Origin of the sequence: Pseudoalteromonas sp. MIP2626 (assembly GCF_013414205.1) — a bacterium.
Classification (GTDB): domain Bacteria; phylum Pseudomonadota; class Gammaproteobacteria; order Enterobacterales; family Alteromonadaceae; genus Pseudoalteromonas; species Pseudoalteromonas nigrifaciens.
In genome coordinates, this window is record NZ_JAATTW010000001.1 from 200538 (window position 1) to 219084 (window position 18547).

The 18547-nt window shown below is 39.7% G+C and carries 15 protein-coding genes and 2 pseudogenes; 8 read left to right on the forward strand and 9 right to left on the reverse strand.

The genetic code is table 11. The features are described 5' to 3' along the window. Positions 1 to 99: 99 nt before the first annotated feature. A pseudogene (locus HC000_RS00905) lies at positions 100 to 1193 on the forward strand (FAD-dependent oxidoreductase). Positions 1194 to 1243: 50 nt separating this feature from the next. Here HC000_RS00905 and HC000_RS00910 read toward each other — a convergent pair. Beyond that, complete coding sequence (locus HC000_RS00910) at positions 1244 to 2278, reverse strand: AI-2E family transporter (RefSeq protein ID WP_179806658.1); 1035 nt, start codon at positions 2276 to 2278, stop codon at positions 1244 to 1246. A 172-nt stretch (positions 2279 to 2450) separates the two neighbouring features. Here HC000_RS00910 and HC000_RS00915 point away from each other — a divergent pair, with 172 nt between their 5' ends. Both HC000_RS00915 and HC000_RS00920 read left to right on the forward strand, forming a co-directional pair. Then, the gene (locus HC000_RS00915) at positions 2451 to 3341 is read left to right on the forward strand and encodes a TIGR01777 family oxidoreductase (protein ID WP_179806659.1); all 891 of its coding nucleotides are present in this window, start codon (positions 2451 to 2453) and stop codon (positions 3339 to 3341) included. A gap of 139 nt (positions 3342 to 3480) precedes the next feature. Then, on the forward strand, positions 3481 to 4659 hold the full coding sequence (locus HC000_RS00920; RefSeq protein WP_179806660.1) for a GGDEF domain-containing protein: 1179 nt from the start codon (positions 3481 to 3483) through the stop codon (positions 4657 to 4659). A 71-nt stretch (positions 4660 to 4730) separates the two neighbouring features. Here HC000_RS00920 and HC000_RS00925 read toward each other — a convergent pair whose 3' ends face one another. Both HC000_RS00925 and HC000_RS00930 read right to left on the reverse strand, forming a co-directional pair. After that, entirely contained in the window at positions 4731 to 5399 is a 669-nt protein-coding gene (locus tag HC000_RS00925; RefSeq protein ID WP_179806661.1) for a DUF2987 domain-containing protein, read from the reverse strand. Then, on the reverse strand, positions 5392 to 6201 hold the full coding sequence (locus tag HC000_RS00930; protein ID WP_179806662.1) for a glucosaminidase domain-containing protein: 810 nt from the start codon (positions 6199 to 6201) through the stop codon (positions 5392 to 5394). Before HC000_RS00930 ends, HC000_RS00925 begins: the two co-directional genes overlap by 8 nt. 190 nt (positions 6202 to 6391) lie before the next feature. Between HC000_RS00930 and HC000_RS00935 the strand changes: the two genes are divergently transcribed. Beyond that, entirely contained in the window at positions 6392 to 7684 is a 1293-nt protein-coding gene (locus HC000_RS00935) for an anti-phage deoxyguanosine triphosphatase (RefSeq protein WP_179806663.1), read from the forward strand. A gap of 88 nt (positions 7685 to 7772) precedes the next feature. On the opposite strand, the gene HC000_RS00940 is transcribed toward HC000_RS00935, so the two are convergent. Further along, positions 7773 to 9929, reverse strand: coding sequence for a prolyl oligopeptidase family serine peptidase (locus tag HC000_RS00940; protein WP_179806664.1), 2157 nt, complete (start codon positions 9927 to 9929; stop codon positions 7773 to 7775). Positions 9930 to 10087: 158 nt separating this feature from the next. Between HC000_RS00940 and HC000_RS00945 the strand changes: the two genes are divergently transcribed. Next, on the forward strand, positions 10088 to 10396 hold the full coding sequence (locus tag HC000_RS00945) for a DUF962 domain-containing protein (RefSeq protein ID WP_179806665.1): 309 nt from the start codon (positions 10088 to 10090) through the stop codon (positions 10394 to 10396). 202 nt (positions 10397 to 10598) lie between these two features. Then, positions 10599 to 13183, forward strand: a pseudogene (locus HC000_RS00950) (TonB-dependent receptor). 109 nt (positions 13184 to 13292) lie between these two features. Here HC000_RS00950 and HC000_RS00955 read toward each other — a convergent pair. From HC000_RS00955 to HC000_RS00965, 3 genes are all read right to left on the reverse strand, one after another. Further along, on the reverse strand, positions 13293 to 14294 hold the full coding sequence (locus tag HC000_RS00955) for a branched-chain amino acid aminotransferase (protein WP_346010161.1): 1002 nt from the start codon (positions 14292 to 14294) through the stop codon (positions 13293 to 13295). Positions 14295 to 14518: 224 nt separating this feature from the next. Beyond that, positions 14519 to 15571 (reverse strand): acyl-CoA desaturase, encoded by a 1053-nt coding sequence (locus HC000_RS00960; protein ID WP_179806667.1) that lies wholly within the window; start codon positions 15569 to 15571, stop codon positions 14519 to 14521. Beyond that, complete coding sequence (locus tag HC000_RS00965) at positions 15568 to 16611, reverse strand: FAD-binding oxidoreductase (RefSeq protein WP_179806668.1); 1044 nt, start codon at positions 16609 to 16611, stop codon at positions 15568 to 15570. The genes HC000_RS00960 and HC000_RS00965 overlap by 4 nt, the downstream gene beginning before the upstream one ends. Before the next feature lie 227 nt (positions 16612 to 16838). On the opposite strand from HC000_RS00965, the gene HC000_RS00970 reads away from it, so the two are divergent. Beyond that, a complete protein-coding gene (locus HC000_RS00970; protein ID WP_041454400.1) occupies positions 16839 to 17018 on the forward strand; it encodes a DUF6435 family protein in 180 nt (59 codons plus the stop codon). A gap of 70 nt (positions 17019 to 17088) precedes the next feature. Here HC000_RS00970 and HC000_RS00975 read toward each other — a convergent pair whose 3' ends face one another. After that, positions 17089 to 17313, reverse strand: a complete 225-nt coding sequence (locus HC000_RS00975; protein WP_179806669.1) for a hypothetical protein — start codon at positions 17311 to 17313, stop codon at positions 17089 to 17091. Between the two features lie 159 nt (positions 17314 to 17472). Between HC000_RS00975 and HC000_RS00980 the strand changes: the two genes are divergently transcribed. After that, positions 17473 to 17895 (forward strand): GNAT family N-acetyltransferase, encoded by a 423-nt coding sequence (locus HC000_RS00980; protein ID WP_179806670.1) that lies wholly within the window; start codon positions 17473 to 17475, stop codon positions 17893 to 17895. 30 nt (positions 17896 to 17925) lie between these two features. Here HC000_RS00980 and HC000_RS00985 read toward each other — a convergent pair whose 3' ends face one another. After that, entirely contained in the window at positions 17926 to 18519 is a 594-nt protein-coding gene (locus tag HC000_RS00985) for a DUF2238 domain-containing protein (protein WP_179806778.1), read from the reverse strand. Positions 18520 to 18547: the final 28 nt, after the last annotated feature.

Sequence of the window (18547 nt, forward strand, 5' to 3'; positions counted from 1 at the left end):
TTAAAATAAGTACTGCGCTATTAATATCGACATGAGTAGCGATATTAATAAATAGTCCAGCGCCTTACAATGCAAACCATAAAGGTATAAAAGGTTACTATGAGCAAACCCACTACAAATAAACCCGTTATTATTATTGGTGGCGGCTTAGCTGGGTTGTATAGTGCATACCTGCTACAAAAACGTAATATTCCCTACCTATTATTAGAAGCAAAACCACAGTTAGGCGGGCGAATTGAAGCAGCACATACTACTCACAATAGTGCTATTAGCTTTGATTTAGGCCCTACTTGGATTTTTGATCATCAACCTAAAATTCAACAACTTATTTCGTTATTACGCTTACCTGTATTTGCACAATACACACAAGGCGATGTGTTATATCAGGCTGCACAAACGCTAAAGCCGCAACAAATAGCCGGTGCAGGCGAAATGCACCTCCTAAGATTAACAGGCGGCATGTACAGCTTAATTAAAGCCTTGTATGAGCAGCTTAACCCAGCTTCAATCCTAACAGAGCATCACGTTGTTAAATTACATAAACAACACAATACTTGGCATATAACCGCTAATCACAATGACGAAGTTAAGCAATTTAGCGCAAAGCAACTAATTGCAGCGCTCCCCCCGCGTATGATAACCCAACACTTAACCCCTGATCTTTGGGCTAACCAAACACTTATAAATCGCTTAACTGCAGTGCCTACATGGATGGCAGGCAAGCTAAATTTATAGCAACTTTTGAACATGCTTTTTGGCGTGATAAAAACTTATCTGGCCAATGTTTTAGCCGTGTCGGCCCATTAGTAGAGGTTCACGATGCAAGCGCCAGTCATAATACTCACCCCGCCCTATTTGGCTTTATTGGTGTACCTTACTCAACGCGCAGTACAGTAACCACTGAGCAATTAAAACAAGCGTGTATAGAGCAACTTGCTTATTTTTATGGCGATGAAGTATACGCAGCTACAGGGTATTTTATTAAGGACTGGGCAGCTGACTCCTATGTGGCAAATAAAGATGATAAAACAGGGCCTTCGCAACACCCAGAGTTTAACTACTCGGGGCTAAGCTCACAGTTAGCTAACTTAAATATTCATTTTGTTGGCAGCGAGTTTTCGCAGCAAGAGGCAGGATACTTAGAAGGTGCAATTAACGCAGCAAATACGGCTATTAATGCTTTAAAAGTTTAATAGCCGTAAAGTTATGCTTATAGCAAAGTAATATACTACTTTGCTATAAATTAGTTTTCAGTAAGCTCTTCGCCTGTACCTAGTAATGTTGCCACCCAGCGACCTTCGTCACTTGCTTCAAGCCCTATTTTAACTATCATAGTTAAAGGTACCGACAGCAACATACCTACAGAGCCTAATAACCAGCCCCAAAATATCAAAGACAAAAACACCACTAAGGTAGAAAGCCCCAGCCCTTTACCTAAAAATTTAGGCTCTACTATATTACCCATCACAGTATTAATAACTAAATATCCGGCTCCCACTAAACCAGCAACTAAAGGGCCTTGCGTTATAAGTGCCAATAATACCGCAGGTACAGCAGCAATAATTGAACCGATATTTGGAATGTAATTAAACATAAAGGCTAATACACCCCACAATACAAAATAATCGACATCTAAAAACCACAGTAAAGAAGCAGCTAATATACCCGTTCCTAAACTTACTAAGGTTTTAATAGCTAAATAAGAGTTAATTGAGTCTAAAAAGCGATTAATTTGTTTCATTTTTTTATCAGGATCGTTAAGCGCCGAATGTATTTTATGATTAAGTGACGGCCCTTCAAATAGCATAAAAACCACGGTTAAAATAATTAAAAACATATTCGCCATTACACCACCTAAGCTGGCGAGCATATTGGTGGCAACATCAACCAGTTTACCTGGATCAAACATAGATAATATTTGGTCTTTATTAATTAAAATATTGTACTGCGACGCTATATCAACCAGCCAAACAAACTCTTCTTTTAATTTAACTTTAAATTGCGGAAGTTGCTGCGAAAAATCGTTAACTGACTGCCCTACCAAGCCGCCAAGGCTAACGCCTAGTCCAACAATAATAAGCACCACAAAAACAACAGCAATGCCTTTGGGAATACGATAGCGAGCAAAAAATTTAATTAGCGGGCTGCAAATAATTGCAATAAACGCCGCTAAAATAAAGGGAATAATAATAGCGCTAGCCGACTTGATCCCTGCGAGCACAATAACCAGTGCAGCAAAAATAATTAAGCTTTTATTTACCCCAGTTAAACTTGCCAATATTATGATCCTTATTATTTTTTATTAGCCTTTAGTGTAAGGCAAAAGCTAATAAAATGAAATATTTACTAAGTGATCATAAAACTGCATTACACGTATAAATTTGCAAAACCAAGCACTAGCGAGTATAAATTTTAAACACTTGCTAGCATTTAAAAAATAAGGCTGTGTTATGCATATTTTTATTACTGGAGCTACTGGCTTAATTGGCCAACACCTTTGTCCTTTTTTAACCCACCATCATAGTATTACTGTACTAAGCCGTAACCCTACAAAAGCAAACGTACTTTTAGGGCATAAAATAAATGCAGTTACCAACATAGACGCGGTTGATTTTAATAATATTGATGTAGTAATTAACCTTGCGGGAGAGCCCATTGTAAATAAGCGCTGGAGTGATAAGCAAAAATCGATTATTCGCGAGAGCCGCATTGAGCTAACAAAGCAAATATCCGCAGCAATCGCTGCATCCAATACCCCACCGCATACGTTTATATCAGGCAGTGCAGTTGGTTTTTATGGTCGCCAAGGCATTACCCCAATTGATGAAGAAAATAATAAACCCCACGATGAGTTTAGCCACCAGCTTTGTAAAGACTGGGAAAACGCAGCATTAGCAGCTCAATCAGCTAGCACCCGCGTGTGTTTACTGCGCACTGGTATAGTATTAGCAAAAAAAGGCGGTACATTGAGCAAAATGCTACCAGCGTTTAAGCTTTGTTTAGGCGGCCCTATTGGCAATGGCGAGCAAGGTATGTCGTGGATCCATATTGACGATATGACGCAGTTAATATTATTTATTATAAAACATAAAAATATGACTGGGCCTATTAATGCAACTGCGCCAAACCCTGTAAGTAGCAAAGTATTTAGCAAAAGTTTAGGTAAAGCGTTATCTCGGCCCGCGCTAATTCCTATGCCAGCGCTTGTGTTAAAGCTGTTAATGGGCGAAATGGCTGATCTGCTCATTACCGGACAATATGTTTTACCCCAAAAAGCATTAGAGCATAACTACCGATTTCATTTTTCTGACATAGATTCGGCATTAGAGAGTTTAGTATAAGCACAGTCATTCAGCATTTATAAATACTTATTTAGTTATAAATACAATGCTTTACAACGATTTTTTTAAAATTATAACAGTATATAATACACGGACGCAGCGAATTGCTCTGCCACTTATATTTAAGAGTACTTACAACATGCTGCACTTACCGACTATAATTAGCCTATCTTTTATTTTTAACTTACTGATAGGTATACTGTTTACTTCTTTTTACCTACACAAAAAAACAACTAGCTTTTTGTTGTTTGGCGGTGCTTGTTTCTCGTTTGCCACCGCTATTTTACTTGTGAGCTTTAAAGAACAGCTAAACCTCCCATGGCTAACCCACTACCTTGCAAACTTATTTATTATACTTAGCCCACTATTACTTGTAATCGGCTTAAGTAAGTTTAACAACAAAGCTGTAATAAACTTAACCCCTTTGGCTTACCTTTATGGCTTATGCGCTTTATTACTCGTACTTGTATACAATCATGTTTTAAGCCAAATACTAACAAGCTTTATGGTTGCCGTTTTATTTTTATACGGCGCTTTTATTTTATTAAAAACACACTGCGCTGCTAAATTACAGCAACGATTACTTATAATAGGCTTAGTAACACATAGCTTAGTGATGTTAGGACAAGCAATTTTATTGTTGCTACCCTTTATAACCTCAAATAATGATGACTTTAAGCCCCAGTTACACATACTATTAATAGCGCACCTTTTTATTACCACACTCTGTGCTCTAATTTTGCCTTTTATTATTTTTGCAAATTCAGAATCTAAGCTGATTAACTTGGCCAATAATGATTCGCTAACGCAATTATTAAATCGCCGCGGGCTTTTCTCTACCTGTAAAAACATTAAGGCCAATACAGCCGATAAAAATCATACCCTTGCTTTAATTATGTTAGATATAGATTTTTTTAAGCGTGTAAACGATAAATATGGCCATGATGTAGGCGACCAAGCATTAAAATGGATAGCGCAACATATCAGCCAATTATTTATGAATATTGGCATAACAGCGCGAATAGGGGGAGAAGAGTTTGCAGTGTTGCTTAATGGTTATACGCTTGAGCAAGCAAATAGCTTGGCAGAGCAATTAAGCGTTAATATTCGTCAGCAACCATTTTATTGTAATGATCAACCCATTCCTCTGTCTGTTAGTGCCGGTGTTAGTAGTACCACTATTAACCAGCTAAATTTAAAAGAGCTATTATTACACGCCGACAAACACCTATACCTTGCAAAAGAAACAGGCCGCGACAAAGTAGTTAGCCAATACGATCACGCCCTCTTCTCGCAAGCCAACACTTCCGCAATATAATACTTAACTAGAGTTCAGCTAAATAAAAAAGCGGCAAAAGCCGCTTTAAGTAATTTTTATAAAAATTATATTTATTTAGTTATCCAAGGTGTTACTTTTATAACATCTGCAATATCAGCTAATTCTTTAGTATCGTCTTGCCAATTATCTGCAACAGCGAAATAGCACACTGATTTTTTACACTCAATGCTTTCATCATCAAAATGCATTGGCTTTTTAAAGGTAACAACTACGCCTTTTTGTTCTGGTAATAAAAACCACATTAATTTACTAACAAAAAAGCCCGATAAATCAGCCAACAGTTCGTCAAGTTCAGTGTGTATAGTAAATAACGACTGTTTAGTAAAACTTAAGCCTTCAAGTTCATTCGCTTCTATTTGTAATTTTAACTGACAGTCGTGTATCGGGTTTTGCGGTTGCACCACAATAACCGCTTTATCTGTATCAAGTTGCTTATCAAAAGGCAGTAATAATTGCGCTTGTTCGGTGTAATTGAGCGGGTATTCGTTATTTTCGGTTAAAATTGTGCCACTTTTAATTGCACAGGCTTCGTTAGTGCCAATATCGCTAATATAAAAATTAACTCGCGCATATTGAAAATCACCTTTATTAACCACTTTTAAGCGATCGTAAAAGCCATCGTACGACATTACAAACTCTCTAGCAGAGGCATTTAATGCGGTAACACTCAGTAGTGTTAACGACAATACTGTAACTATATTTAATACACTTTTATTCATCAAAGTAAGCTCTATTTTGGTTAATCATAGTGTTTAGCTCTTCTATATACGCTTCACCACGCTCTGAATACGACATTAAACCCTGCGTTAATAATGTTGCTGCTATGGGTTGTTGTTCTAAACGTAAGTTTTCGCGAATAGATCGCAGCTCTTTATAAGCATTATGGGTGTTTATATTTTTAAAGTAAGAGCTAACCGCAGCACGCACCGACTTAAACGCAGCCACTTCATGTGCAGCACCGGTATCGCGTCTACCAGGGACCATACCGCAGCCTTTTGAATAACACCACTGGCCAAAAAAGTTCAGGCCAATACGTGCAAATCGCGATGTTCCCCACGCAGACTCATTAGCAGCTTGCATTAGGGCTAGTTCTTTAGGGATCACGTCTACACGGCGAAGTGCTTGTTTAAGCGTGAAGCTATTTACTGTGGTGGGTAGGTCGTACGACTTTAATATTTTAACAATATCATTGCTCTGTTTTTCGTCTAACGCTAGGTCGTTTTCAAGCATCATTCGGGCAATTTCTAAATTAGCGCGTTGCTGTAAAATCTTTTTATTTTCGGCTTCTACATGCGGTTTAATAAAGTTAAAAAATGCCCGCTTTTTATCTTTTACATCCGCAAACTCAGAAAACTTTGGTAGCGTTACACTGTGCAGTGGTTTTTCTTTTTTCTTTTGCTTTGTAGGTTGCTCTGAACTTGTTTGCTCATCTGAATCACCCTCGTCACTTTGTAAAAAAGGAAACGCCAGTGCCCAAATAAAAAGTGCGGCTAATAAAAACTTTATAATGTTTTTTAACATGTACTCTCTCAATAAAACTTTAAATTATGTATGGGTAATGCACATACATACATACGAAGCGTTATTATACCTAAGCCACTTTATAAAGGCGAACTTTCACTAACTGCGCAAATACCGTACAACGTGTGCACTCGCAATTTATAGTTCATGGGTATATTCTAACGTTATTAACTAATTACGAGTCAGTAGTATGGACAAACAGTGGCAAAGCCGAATTATAGAACAATATAAACATCGCCCTAATGATAATCGCTCACCGTGGCAGGTTGATCGCTCACGAATTATTCATGCTGCTGCGTTTAGGCGTCTGCAAGCTAAAACTCAAATTATGGGTATTGGCTTAAACGACTTTTACCGAACTCGCCTTACTCACTCATTAGAAGTGTCGCAAATTGGCACCGGCATACTGCGCCATTTAAAAGTACAACACAGCGACTTTAGCCATTTTCCGTCAACCGGATTACTGGAAACCCTATGTTTAGCCCACGATATTGGCCACCCGCCGTTTGGCCATGGCGGCGAAATTGCACTTAATTATATGATGCGCGAACAGGGTGGTTTTGAAGGCAACGCGCAAACGCTGCGTATTGTTGCCAAGCTTGAACCATACAGCGACGGCCATGGTATGAACCTTACGCGCCGTACCTTATTGGGCTTTATAAAATACCCTGCATTTATAAATGAGCTTTGGCACACTATTCCTAAAGCAAACCCTGAGCGCACATTTATTAAAGCAGACGATTGGCGACCAGCTAAAGGCTTATATAACGACGATGCGGCTATATTCAATTGGATAATAGAGCCCTTAAGTCAAAACGATAAAACCTTATTAAGCAACCACACGGCAATAGATAAGTACCGCGCTAAAACCAGCTATAAATCGCTTGATAGCGCCATAATGGAGCATGCCGACGATATAGCTTATGCGGTACACGACCTAGAAGATGCCATAGCCACCAAAGTACTCACTCTTGATGATTGGCAAACCCATGCTTTGCCACAACTGCAGGCGCTTAACTTTAGCTGGTTAAACGACATGCTCGAATCACTCACTTTACGACTGTTTTCAAAGCATGATTTTGAGCGCAAAGATGCCATAGGCGAACTGGTTAATACCTTTATCATTCATATTCATTTAGATGTGCAAAACGAAGCGTTCGAATGCCCTATTTTAAAATACACAGCCAAGCTAGAAACTCAGTACGAAAGTGTACTGCAAATACTTAAACACTTTGTCTTTCAGCGCTTAATTCGTAATCCTAAAATGCAACAAATTGAGTTTAAAGGGCAAAACCTACTGATTGAATTATTTACCGCTTTTGCCAGCGATCCGCTGCGGTTATTACCCGAAACCACGCAAGCCCAGTACATAGAGGCGCAAAAACAAAACCAAGGTATGCGTATTATTTGCGATTACCTCAGCGGTATGAGTGATGAATACGCCTATAAAACCTATCAACGGCTGTTTTCACCCGTTCAATAATGAGTGGCTTATAAACGATTAATAAAAAAACCGAGTAAGTTAATTTACTCGGTTTTTTTGTGGTTACTTCACTTTCAAAAAGCCGTAATTAAAGTGACTTAACTCCCATGTTATAAAGCGTAAAGCCATACATATCCGCGTACAAATCAATAATTTTACTCGTTGGTGTGCCTGCACCATGTCCGGCGTTTGTTTCAATACGAATAAGCGTAGGATTTGCACCCGCTTGTTTAGCTTGTAACTCCGCAGCAAATTTAAATGAGTGCGAAGGCACTACTCTATCGTCATGATCCCCTGTTGTTATCATAGTTGCAGGGTATTCTATGCCCGCTTTTACATTATGCAGCGGTGAGTAGTTTTTTATGTAAGTAAACATTTCTTTGCTTTGCTCACTGGTTCCATAATCGTACGCCCAGCCTGCGCCTGCAGTAAATGTATGGTAACGCAGCATATCGAGTACGCCTACAGCCGGCAGCGCTACTTGAAACAAGTCAGGTCGCTGGGTCATAACTGCGCCTACCAATAAGCCACCATTTGAGCCACCACGTAGAGCTAAACGCTGTTTAGATGTGTACTTTTTGCTTTGTAAATACTCAGCTGCGGCAATAAAATCATCAAATACATTTTGTTTTTGTAATTTAGTGCCTGCATTGTGCCACTCTTTCCCGTACTCACCACCACCGCGAATATTGGCCACCGCATACACGCCGCCTTGTTCAAGCCACGCGGCAGTCGTTGGGCTAAAGCTTGGCGTTAAGCTAATATTAAACCCACCATAACCGTATAAAATTGTTGGGTTTGAACCATCTAACTTTATACCGTTTTTGTAGGTAATTATCATAGGTACTTTAGTGCCGTCTTTTGAGTTATAAAACACTTGCTCAGAGGTGTAATCGTCACTATTAAAATCAACCCCAGACTTACGATAAACACCCGACTCTCCCGTAGTTACATCAAACGTATAAGTCGTTCCTGGGGTTTTATAATTGGTAAAAGAGTAATACAGCGTTGTTTGCTCTTTTTTGCCACTAAAGCCACCCGCAGTGCCCACACCCGGTAAGGTAATATCACGAATTAGCTCACCCTTTTTGTTGTACTGTTTCACTTTTGAAATAGCATCAACCATGTAATTTGCAAAAAAGGTATCACCGCCTTTAGTAAGCTTTAATACATTTTCGGTTTCGGGAATAAAGTCTTGCCAGTTTTGCGGACCAGGATCAGCTGCATCTACCGTCACTACTTTTTGATTTGGAGCATTTAAATTAGTCACTAAAAACAGCTTACTGCCTTCGTTATCAATAACCGATGTATCTGAGTCGGTGTTTCCTACAATAGTCACAAACTCGCTATTTTTTTGAGTTAAGTCTTTAATAAATAGTTTATTACCCGAAGTAGAAGTACTAGCCGAAATAAGTAAATAACGGCCATCATGCGTTACATCTGCTCCTACATAACGATGTTTTTGCTCATCGGTTGCACCAAACACCAGTTTATCGGTTGCTTGATCAGATCCTAAGGTGTGATAGTACACTTTATGCTGATCGGTTTTAGCCGACAACTCACTGCCTTCAGGTTTATCGTAGCTAGAATAGTAAAAACCCTCGTTGCCTAACCAATCTATGCCACTAAATTTCACATCAACTAAAGCCTGTTCCACTTGCTCTTTAGTTTGCGTGTCTATAATAATAATTTTGCGCCAATCACTGCCGCCTTCCGATATTTGATACGCGAGTAATGAGCCATCTTTTGAAAACGACAGCCCCGACATAGACGTAGTGCCATCGTCGCTAAATTTGTTTGGATCTAAAAACACCTCAACGTCACCGCCCTCTTTACTGCGGTATAAAACATACTGGTTTTGCAGGCCATCGTTTTTATAAAAGTAGGTGTAATCGCCCTCGGTAAAGGGAGCGCCTATTTTTTCGTAGTTCATTAACTTTTCAAGACGCTGCTTTAACTTATCGCGATAAGGAATTTGCTCTAAATACGAAAAGGTTACCTTGTTTTGTGCTTTAACCCAATTGGCAGTCTCTGCGCTCATATCATCTTCTAACCAGCGATATGGGTCGGCCAGTGTTTCGCCAAAGTAGTTATCTACTACATCACCCTTTTTAGTTACTGGGTAGTTTACTGAATTTGCTTGGCTCATGGGTGCTTTAGCTTCTTTATTAGTTGCGGTATTAGTTGGCTCTGAACAGCCGCTAAGTGCTACAAGAACAGCACATGCTAGGGTTTTTTTAAACATTTATCTCTCCATTATTATTGGTTTTTAATAGTAGGCCTAAGTTATTAACTTTAAGCTAGTTTGTCTAGCTAGATACGTTCAATACCACTTGTCGCTGTAAACAAGTGTAAATTTAGGCTTTAATAAGATTACGCAGCATAAATAAATAAGAGCAATACATGCCCAGCCCTAAATTTAATAGCTTTAAAGCATTTTACCCCTACTACTTAACAGAGCACCGCAATATTACGTGCCGACGCTTACACTTTATTGGCAGCACTTTAGTACTTTTTGTTATTGGCGTAGCGGTACTTAAATCACAATACCGTTTATTGTGGTTGTTACCAGTAATTGGCTATGGTTTTGCCTGGGTTGGGCATTTCTTTTTTGACAAAAACAGACCCGCTACCTTCAAGCACCCTTTTTACAGTTTGTGTGGCGACTGGGTTATGTTTAAAGATATGCTCATTGGACAAATAAAGTGGTGAACTATAGCTAACTTAAACTCTAGATAATCAATTTCTATTATTAACACCTCACTTTCAAGTAAACATAATGTTTATTGAATGTTATTCAATTGACTGCCTTTGCTGCTTGGATATATGTTAAAAGATGTAATTTAAATTAGCTCTATTGTTACTGCAAATTTAACTGAACTAATTTACTGCGTTTTTGAATGAGGGAATCAACATGAATAATAAATTATTATTAAAACTGCAAAAATCAACGCCACTCACGGTATGAGCGCTAAGCGTATCGGCGGCATTACTAGGGTCTATGTACGCATCTGCTGCTGAGCAAGACACCCAAGCCGAGGCAAATATTGAACAAATTAGTGTTATTGGCTCACGCGACTAGGCCGAACTGTAGAGGACAGCCCAGTTCCAATTGATATTATTGGTGCCGATTCGCTTAAAAACTCAGGTCAAACCGAAACCAACGCCCTGCTTAGTAGCTTACTGCCTAGCTTTAACTTTCCGCAAGCATCACTTACCGATGGTAGTGACCATGTACGCCCGGCTCAACTGCGTGGTTTAGCACCCGATCACACCTTAGTGCTTGTTAATGGTAAGCGTCGCCATAGTAATGCGTTGCTTAATTTAAATGGCTCAACGGGTCGTGGCTCATCATCAGTTGATTTAAATGCTATTCCAGCCAATGCGATGATTGCCCGAATTGAAGTACTGCGTGATGGCGCTGCTGCACAATATGGCTCCGACGCAATAGCCGGTGTTATTAATATAGTACTTAAAAATGCTAGTAGTGGCGGTTCTTTTTCGGCTATTTATGGCGCAAACATGACCGAAATGGATGGCGTGCCTGAACTTAAATCGGTATCAGAAGATGCTAATGGTAATTTAGCCTTTAACGAAGGGGGCGACCGTTCATTAACCGATGGCCAAACGTTAACACTGCAAGGCAATATGGGGTTTGAGCTAGGCGATAATGGTTTTTTAAATATATCTACCGAATATCGCGATCGTCATTCAACCAATCGCTCTGACTACGACCAACGTGAAAACTACGCTCGTTTAGATGATGGCTCCGTAAATGGCGCACTCGATCCGCGCGAGTTAACCTGGGATCGCTACAATCATAATTTTGGTAATGGCAATGTAGAAGACCTTTCTGTTTTTTATAACGCAGGATATGAGCTAACCAATAACGCTGAGCTATATTCTTTTGGCTCTTATAGTAAACGCGAAGGCGAAGGTGGTGGTTTTTACCGCCGCGCGCAAGATAATCGTAATGTCACCGATATTTACCCCGACGGCTTTTTACCGGTGATCACTTCAGATATAAACGACTTTTCTCTCGCACTGGGTGTTAAAGGCTTTGTGAGTGAGTGGAATTACGATGTGTCTGCCGTATACGGGCTAGATGACTTTGAATTTGGTGTAATAGATAGCGTAAATACCTCGTATGGGCCAAGCAGCCAAACACGTTTTGATGCCGGTACACTTACCTACGACCAACTTACGCTTAATGTTGATTTTAGCCGCGAGGTTGATGTCGACTTTTTAGCCAGCGGTTTAAACATTGCTGTAGGTGCTGAGTATCGCCGCGAAGGCTACGAAATTCAAGCAGGCGAAGAAGCCTCTTATGCCCAAGGCACATTTGGCCCAGGTGGTGCAGTAACCGATCCGGTAAACGGCCCATTTGGTTCAGCAGGCTCACAAGTATTTCCTGGTTTTACCCCTGAATCGGCAAGCGATAACAGCCGCCATAATGTAAGTTTATACGTAGATTTAGAAGCCTACATTACCGATAACTGGAACTTAACCGTTGCAGCGCGTTACGAAGATTACTCTGACTTTGGCGATACCTTAAATGGTAAAATTGCTACACGTTATACACTAACCGAAGATTTAGCGCTGCGCGCCTCAGTATCAACCGGTTTTAGAGCGCCTTCGCTACAGCAACAACATTTTACTTCAGTTGCTACTGTATTTGTTGATGGTGAACCCACACAAACCGGTACTTTTGCACCCAGCAGTAACGTTGCAAAAGCACTCGGATCACCGGGCCTAGATGCCGAAGAAGCCACCAACTATGGAATAGGCTTTACTTGGTCAACCGACTTTAATTTCAGTTTATCGGTAGATTACTATCAAATACTTATTGATGACCGTATTGTACTGTCGAATAACTTATCTGGCGCTGCTATTGCCGATTTACTCGAAGGTACGGGCGCTAATCAAGGGCGATTTTTCTTAAACGCTATTGATAGCAAAACTCGCGGTGTTGATGTGGTTGCTTCATATAATTTAATTACAGATAACTACGGCGATGTGGCATTTAATTTAGGCTTTAACTATGGCAAAAACCAAGTAACCGACATTATTGCCCCACCTGCAGAGCTGCAAGGCGCTGGGTTTGATCAAGACAACTTATTCTCTGGTAACGAACTACGTCGCTTTGAAGTAAGTACCCCGCGTAATAAATATAACTTAAGCGCGGTTTGGACTATGGATGATTGGCGCGCCACCCTACGAAACACTCGCTACGGCGAAACCCAAGATCCATCGGATATTGCACAGCGTAACGAAGTTTTAAAACCTAAATGGATCACCGATTTAGATGTAGCCTATGCACTAACTGACAATGTATCGGTAAGCTTAGGTGCTAATAATATTTTTGATGTATACCCAGATCCAACCCGCGACCTAGTTGATGACGTAACTACATTCTCACGCTTATTTTCGTACTCAAGCTTTTCGCCATTTGGTTTTAATGGCCGCTACGTTTACGGCAAAATAGAAATGAGATTTTAATCCGCTAAGGTGTAAAGTTATTTAACCTAAGCGCTAATTAAATAGCAAAAATACAAAAGCCACCTAATTAAAGTTAATTAGGTGGCTTTTTAGTGGGTTAAATTAAAAACTAAATTTTAGTTAACCAACCGTGTGTATCTGCAGCTTTACCCCATTGAATGTCGTTCAATGCTTGGCGCAGGCGCGCCGTAGTTGGGCCTGCTTCGCCGTTACCAACTTGGTATTCTTTATCATTATGAATAAAGGTGCCCACTGGTGTTAATACTGCCGCAGTACCCGAAAGTGCTGCTTCAGTGCCCGGTTTAGCTGCGCGCTCTAAAAGTTCAGTAACGCTAAAGTTACGCTCGCTTACCGTCATACCTAAGTCTTTAGCTATGGTTAAAATACTATTACGGGTAACACCATGTAAAAACGTGCTATCGAGCGCTTTAGTAATAATTTCGTTGCCATCAATTAAAATAAAGTTAGCTGCACCGGTTTCTTGTACGTCGCCACCTGGACAAAATAAAATTTGATCTGCCTGATGCTTAGTACGTGCTGCTGAAATTGGTCCTAGTGCACTGGCGTAGTTGCCACCACTTTTTATCATGCCCATGTGCGGCGCACAGCGCATACCATCTTCTTCAAGTAATACGCGCAGTGCCGTTGCACCGCCACTAAAGTAATCACCTACTGGCGATAACAAAGTATATAGCAATGAGCTCATAGAAGGCGCAGCGGCTTTACCAATTGCTGCCTCAGTACCAATATGCGTTGGGCGAATATACATAGAGCCCGGTGGTAAAGGCGTTTCATCAGCGTATTGGCGCACAATATCAATAATCATGGTTTTTAGCATCTCGGCATCAACACTTGGTAAACTAAGCAATTCAGAACTCTGCTGCATGCGCGCAATGTTTGCATCCATTCTAAAAATATAGACTGAGCCATCTTCATGGCGAAAGGCTTTTAAGCCTTCAAAACATGTGCTTGAATAATGTAAAACGTGAGCGCCAGGATGCAGTTCAAGCTTATCAGAAGGGACAATTGAGCTTTCGCTCCATTTATTATCAGAAAAACGAGCTTGAATCATCTGCGGCATAAACACAGTACCAAATGCGGCCATTTTAATCTCTCTTGTGTGGTCTATTTTTCCCCATTGTATGACAACCAACTACTACTTAACCATAGCAAACCGGCCTGTTTTTAAATTAATTAGAAGAGTTTTTTGCATGTGGTGGTGGTTATTTAATCAAAAAAGCCATTTACAACACTTTAATGCAATAATCAGCTAACGCCTTTACACTAACCGATTATTTAATGCAGGCATTACCGTTACTGCTACTTTATTAATCATTATTTAAACGAATACCGAAATATACGCTTTAACACCGAGGCATATTGACTAAAAAACCCTCCCGTATTGTAGGTAATCCCTTGTTTTTGCAATACAGCTTGTACTTGCGATGCCACTTCTTGATAGCGCGACGAAGGCATATCTGGAAATAAGTGATGCTCAATTTGAAAACTCAAATGCCCGGTTAATACATGAAACCAACGCGGCCCTTTTATATTTGACGAGCCCAGTACTTGGCGGTAATACCACTGCCCTTGGCTTTCGTTTACACAGTCTTGTTCTTTAAAAGTGTGGGTTTGCTCAGTAAAGTGACCACAAAATATAATGGTCGATGTCCATAAGTTACGAATTAAATTTGCCACTAAATTACCCGCTAATACCCACAAAAATAATGGCCCAGCAAGTAACGGAAATATCACATAGTCTTTAATTAATTGGCGCGCGCCTTTACTAAAAAAGCGCTGTTTTAAGGTACTATGCAACACGGCACCATCGCGGTGTGGCTTCTTTTTACCTATAAACACGCGCTCGCCTGCCAGTTCGTGATACGACACCCCCCATTGAAATAACACACTTAAATTTAAATAGGTTATAAATTGCCACGTGTTTTTTAAACGCCATTTAAAATCGTCACTTAACCTTAATAAGCCATAACCAAAATCGCGGTCCTTACCTATAATATTGGTATAAGTGTGGTGCTCAAAGTTATGCACGCGTTGCCAACTTTGTCCATCGCAGGCTATGTCCCATTCATAGTTTTGTGAATTAAGTTGCTTGTCGTTCATCCAATCGTACTGACCATGCATTACATTGTGGCCAATTTCCATATTATCTAAAATTTTAGCAAGGGCGAGTAACAGCACACCCACAACCCACAGTAATGGCACAATAAAACCAAGCATAAGTAAAATACGCCCGCTCCATTCGCATACTCGCTGTTTACGTACAACAGCGCGAAGATAATCAGCATCTTGCTGGCCTACTTTGCCAAGGGTGTCCATTTTTATGGCATTTAATTCTTTTTCTAATTGCTCAAAGTTAATGGTTTTCATAATTGTAGCTCCAAATCACTTACCGCTTGGCTTACGCAAAGTTGAATTAACTGCTCGCCGCTATCACTCAATTCACCGGTTTTTAAATTGCGTACCACGCCCGACTTTTTAATACATTGGCACTGATGGCAAATACCAATGCCGCAACCGCGTTTAACGGGTAGCTTTTTTTCTTCAAACTGAGTTAGCAAAACATCGTTGCCCAATACCACATGCGCGCCACTGTTAATTTTTACATTAAATTGGCTGTCGTCTTTTAAGCGCGGCAACGCTAAACCAAATGCCTCTTGGTAGTAATTTAAATCATGCTTTTTAGCAAAGTCACTCACCGTTTGCATAAAGGCTGCAGGGCCACAGCAATAAATATCGGGGTTTTCCCATGGTTTAATATTGCTGGTTATATCGCTTGCCTGCTCACGTGTTAATAATAAAAACGAAAAATGCGCAAACCGTGCTGCCAGTTCACTCAACTCATCAACACATTGATGTTCAGTTACTTTTGCGTAATACACTAACAACACCTTTTGCGCTGTTTGGCTTAGGTAATCATCAAGCATAGCCAGCATGGGGGTAATGCCCGACCCACCAGCAATAAAAGTGGCCGGTGTATGTGTGTTTTTAAATACAAAGTCGCCGTTTGGCGCAGAAATACTGCACCACAAACCCGCTTTTAAGGTGTTATTTAGTAAACTTGTAAAACGCCCTTGTGGATTTGTTTTGATTAGTAAACGCACTAAGCCTGTGTTTTTAAATTGCTGAGCGCTTGAAGCCACAGTAAAAACACGCGTTAATAATCGCCCGTTAATTTCAAGGGTTAAACTTATATGCTGCCCAGCAGTATGCTTAGGCCATTGTTTACTTGGCTTAAGTTGCACACTTAAAAAACTCCCATTAAGGCTAACTGCGTCAACTACTTGCGCTCTATATTGCCCAGCGCGCCATGCGGGTTTAAACACCTGCATAATTGGCTCTATATAACTGGCAAAACTTTGATGGTGTAAAAACCATTTTGAAAATTGATCTAATATTTGCGTGATCATAAGCACTTAATTCTCTATTGCGATTCAAAACACTTTAGGCTTACACGTGTGCTCCCAAACTTTCAGCGCACAAGTGTACGCTCAATATTTGTGATTTCAACCCTGTTAGAGTAATTATTCAATATTTAGCTGCAGGACTAATTTATACTTTAATAATCGATTTTCCACGCGGCATCGTATGTATACTCAATCAAGCAAATACATTAAAAGTAATTAAGAGAGTAAGCATGTTTTCGATATTTAAATCAGATCCAAGCAAAAAACTACGCAAAGAGTACGACGCAAAATTAGAGCAAGGCATGCAGGCACAGCGTAAAGGCGATATTAAAAGCTACGCTATGTTAAGCGCCGAGGCAGAAAAAATTTGGAGTGAAATAGAAACTCTTGAGGCTAAAAAAGCCAAGTAAATGCATATAGTTAAACGCTGCTCTTTGCATTAAAAACACCGGGCAGCATTTAGTAAAATAACTAATAAATTCAAACTTCCTTTTTATACCGCTGTGGTATTTTCTGATTACTTTCAAGTAAAAGCAGCAAATAAGTATTAATCAGCCTCCCCGCGCCCATAAAATCACTTAAAAACTTAACTACTAAATAAACCCCACTCAATAAAACCAAATAAATTATTAAGCGACAACTACCGCGCATTGAAACCGTTTTTATATTTTGCCCTATAACCTTATTAAAAGTTGTTTTAGGCATAACAGTAAACTTACTTTATACCCCCATATAAACAATTGTTTACATAGGCGTTTTTAAGTGGAATTATTGAACAATATAATAAACGCTATTTTGGGGGTGTGATAACTCAAAAAGTGGGACTCATTATCCATATAAGTAACTCAAGCAGGGAGATTTGCAGTGATTTCATATCAAGCAACAGTCGATCTTTATGCATCGGCAGATATTACATATAAAAATATGCGTTCATACTATGAACATTATTCGGTTTGCTGGGAACAATCTAAGATACAAGAGCAAATTCTAGACTTAGAAAATTGGGATATTCTTTATAATACTTCGCTCGTTGGCGCAATTCGTTTAGCCTTTGATAATGAAGGATGTTATATCCGAGATATACAGGTTAGTGAGAAATTTCAAAATAAGGGAATTGGGGCAGCTGCTCTGGCAGAGTGCGAACGATTAGCGATTAAAGCTGGTGTTAATTTACTTAGACTACGAGTTTTTAAAATTAGTCCTGCGTATCATCTGTATACGAGAAATGGTTTCGTAATAGACAAAGAAGAAGACCGGTTTTTCTATATGTCACGAAAGATCTATTAACAAGCGCTATAAACGCCTAAGCATAATAACTCATCCATAATCTTTAACGTTTTTTAGCTGCTTGTCGTGTACTTTAGAAAGCACTAATAGCGAGCAAATAGCACCTAATAGTGCTAATCCCATATCTGATTGGGTATCCCAAATATAACCTTGGGTGCCTAAAAACGCTTCGGCATTTTCGCCGCTTAACACTGCCACCCACCACTCTAGTAGTTCATAAAAAGCACTGAAGGCTAAGCATATTGAAATAACAAAGGTTATTAGCCACCCTTTACCGTTAACTACATTTTTACGCAGTAAAATTTCGCGTGCTAGTAATGCCGGTACAAAACCCTGAAAAAAGTGCCCTACTTTGTCGTAGTTATTGCGCTCACTGCCAAATAAATTATCGAATAGCGGTACTTCAGCATAGGTGTAATAGCCGCCCACCATCAACACAATACAATGCACTAAAATAAACCAATATAAAATAGGGGTTAACTTAAAGTGTTTATAGGTGCAAAGTATAATTACCACACCAATAATCGCTGGTAGCACTTCTAAAAACCAAGTAAATTGATCTTTTGGGTTTATGCCCGACCAGATCAGCACGCTAAAAAATAATCCGAGCCATATATACTTTATTATCATTTTTATACTCAACTATAGCTTT

Excerpts from the sequence above, each read along its gene's own strand:
- HC000_RS00915 (WP_179806659.1), top strand. The coding sequence starts at position 2,451 with ATGCATATTTTTATTACTGGAGCTACTGGCTTAATTGGCCAACACCTT.
- HC000_RS00920 (WP_179806660.1), top strand. The coding sequence starts at position 3,481 with ATGCTGCACTTACCGACTATAATTAGCCTATCTTTTATTTTTAACTTA.
- HC000_RS00925 (WP_179806661.1), bottom strand. The coding sequence starts at position 5,399 with ATGAATAAAAGTGTATTAAATATAGTTACAGTATTGTCGTTAACACTA.
- HC000_RS00930 (WP_179806662.1), bottom strand. The coding sequence starts at position 6,201 with ATGTTAAAAAACATTATAAAGTTTTTATTAGCCGCACTTTTTATTTGG.
- HC000_RS00935 (WP_179806663.1), top strand. The coding sequence starts at position 6,392 with ATGGACAAACAGTGGCAAAGCCGAATTATAGAACAATATAAACATCGC.
- HC000_RS00940 (WP_179806664.1), bottom strand. The coding sequence starts at position 9,929 with ATGTTTAAAAAAACCCTAGCATGTGCTGTTCTTGTAGCACTTAGCGGC.
- HC000_RS00945 (WP_179806665.1), top strand. The coding sequence starts at position 10,088 with ATGCCCAGCCCTAAATTTAATAGCTTTAAAGCATTTTACCCCTACTAC.
- HC000_RS00960 (WP_179806667.1), bottom strand. The coding sequence starts at position 15,571 with ATGAAAACCATTAACTTTGAGCAATTAGAAAAAGAATTAAATGCCATA.
- HC000_RS00965 (WP_179806668.1), bottom strand. The coding sequence starts at position 16,611 with ATGATCACGCAAATATTAGATCAATTTTCAAAATGGTTTTTACACCAT.
- HC000_RS00970 (WP_041454400.1), top strand. The coding sequence starts at position 16,839 with ATGTTTTCGATATTTAAATCAGATCCAAGCAAAAAACTACGCAAAGAG.
- HC000_RS00975 (WP_179806669.1), bottom strand. The coding sequence starts at position 17,313 with ATGCCTAAAACAACTTTTAATAAGGTTATAGGGCAAAATATAAAAACG.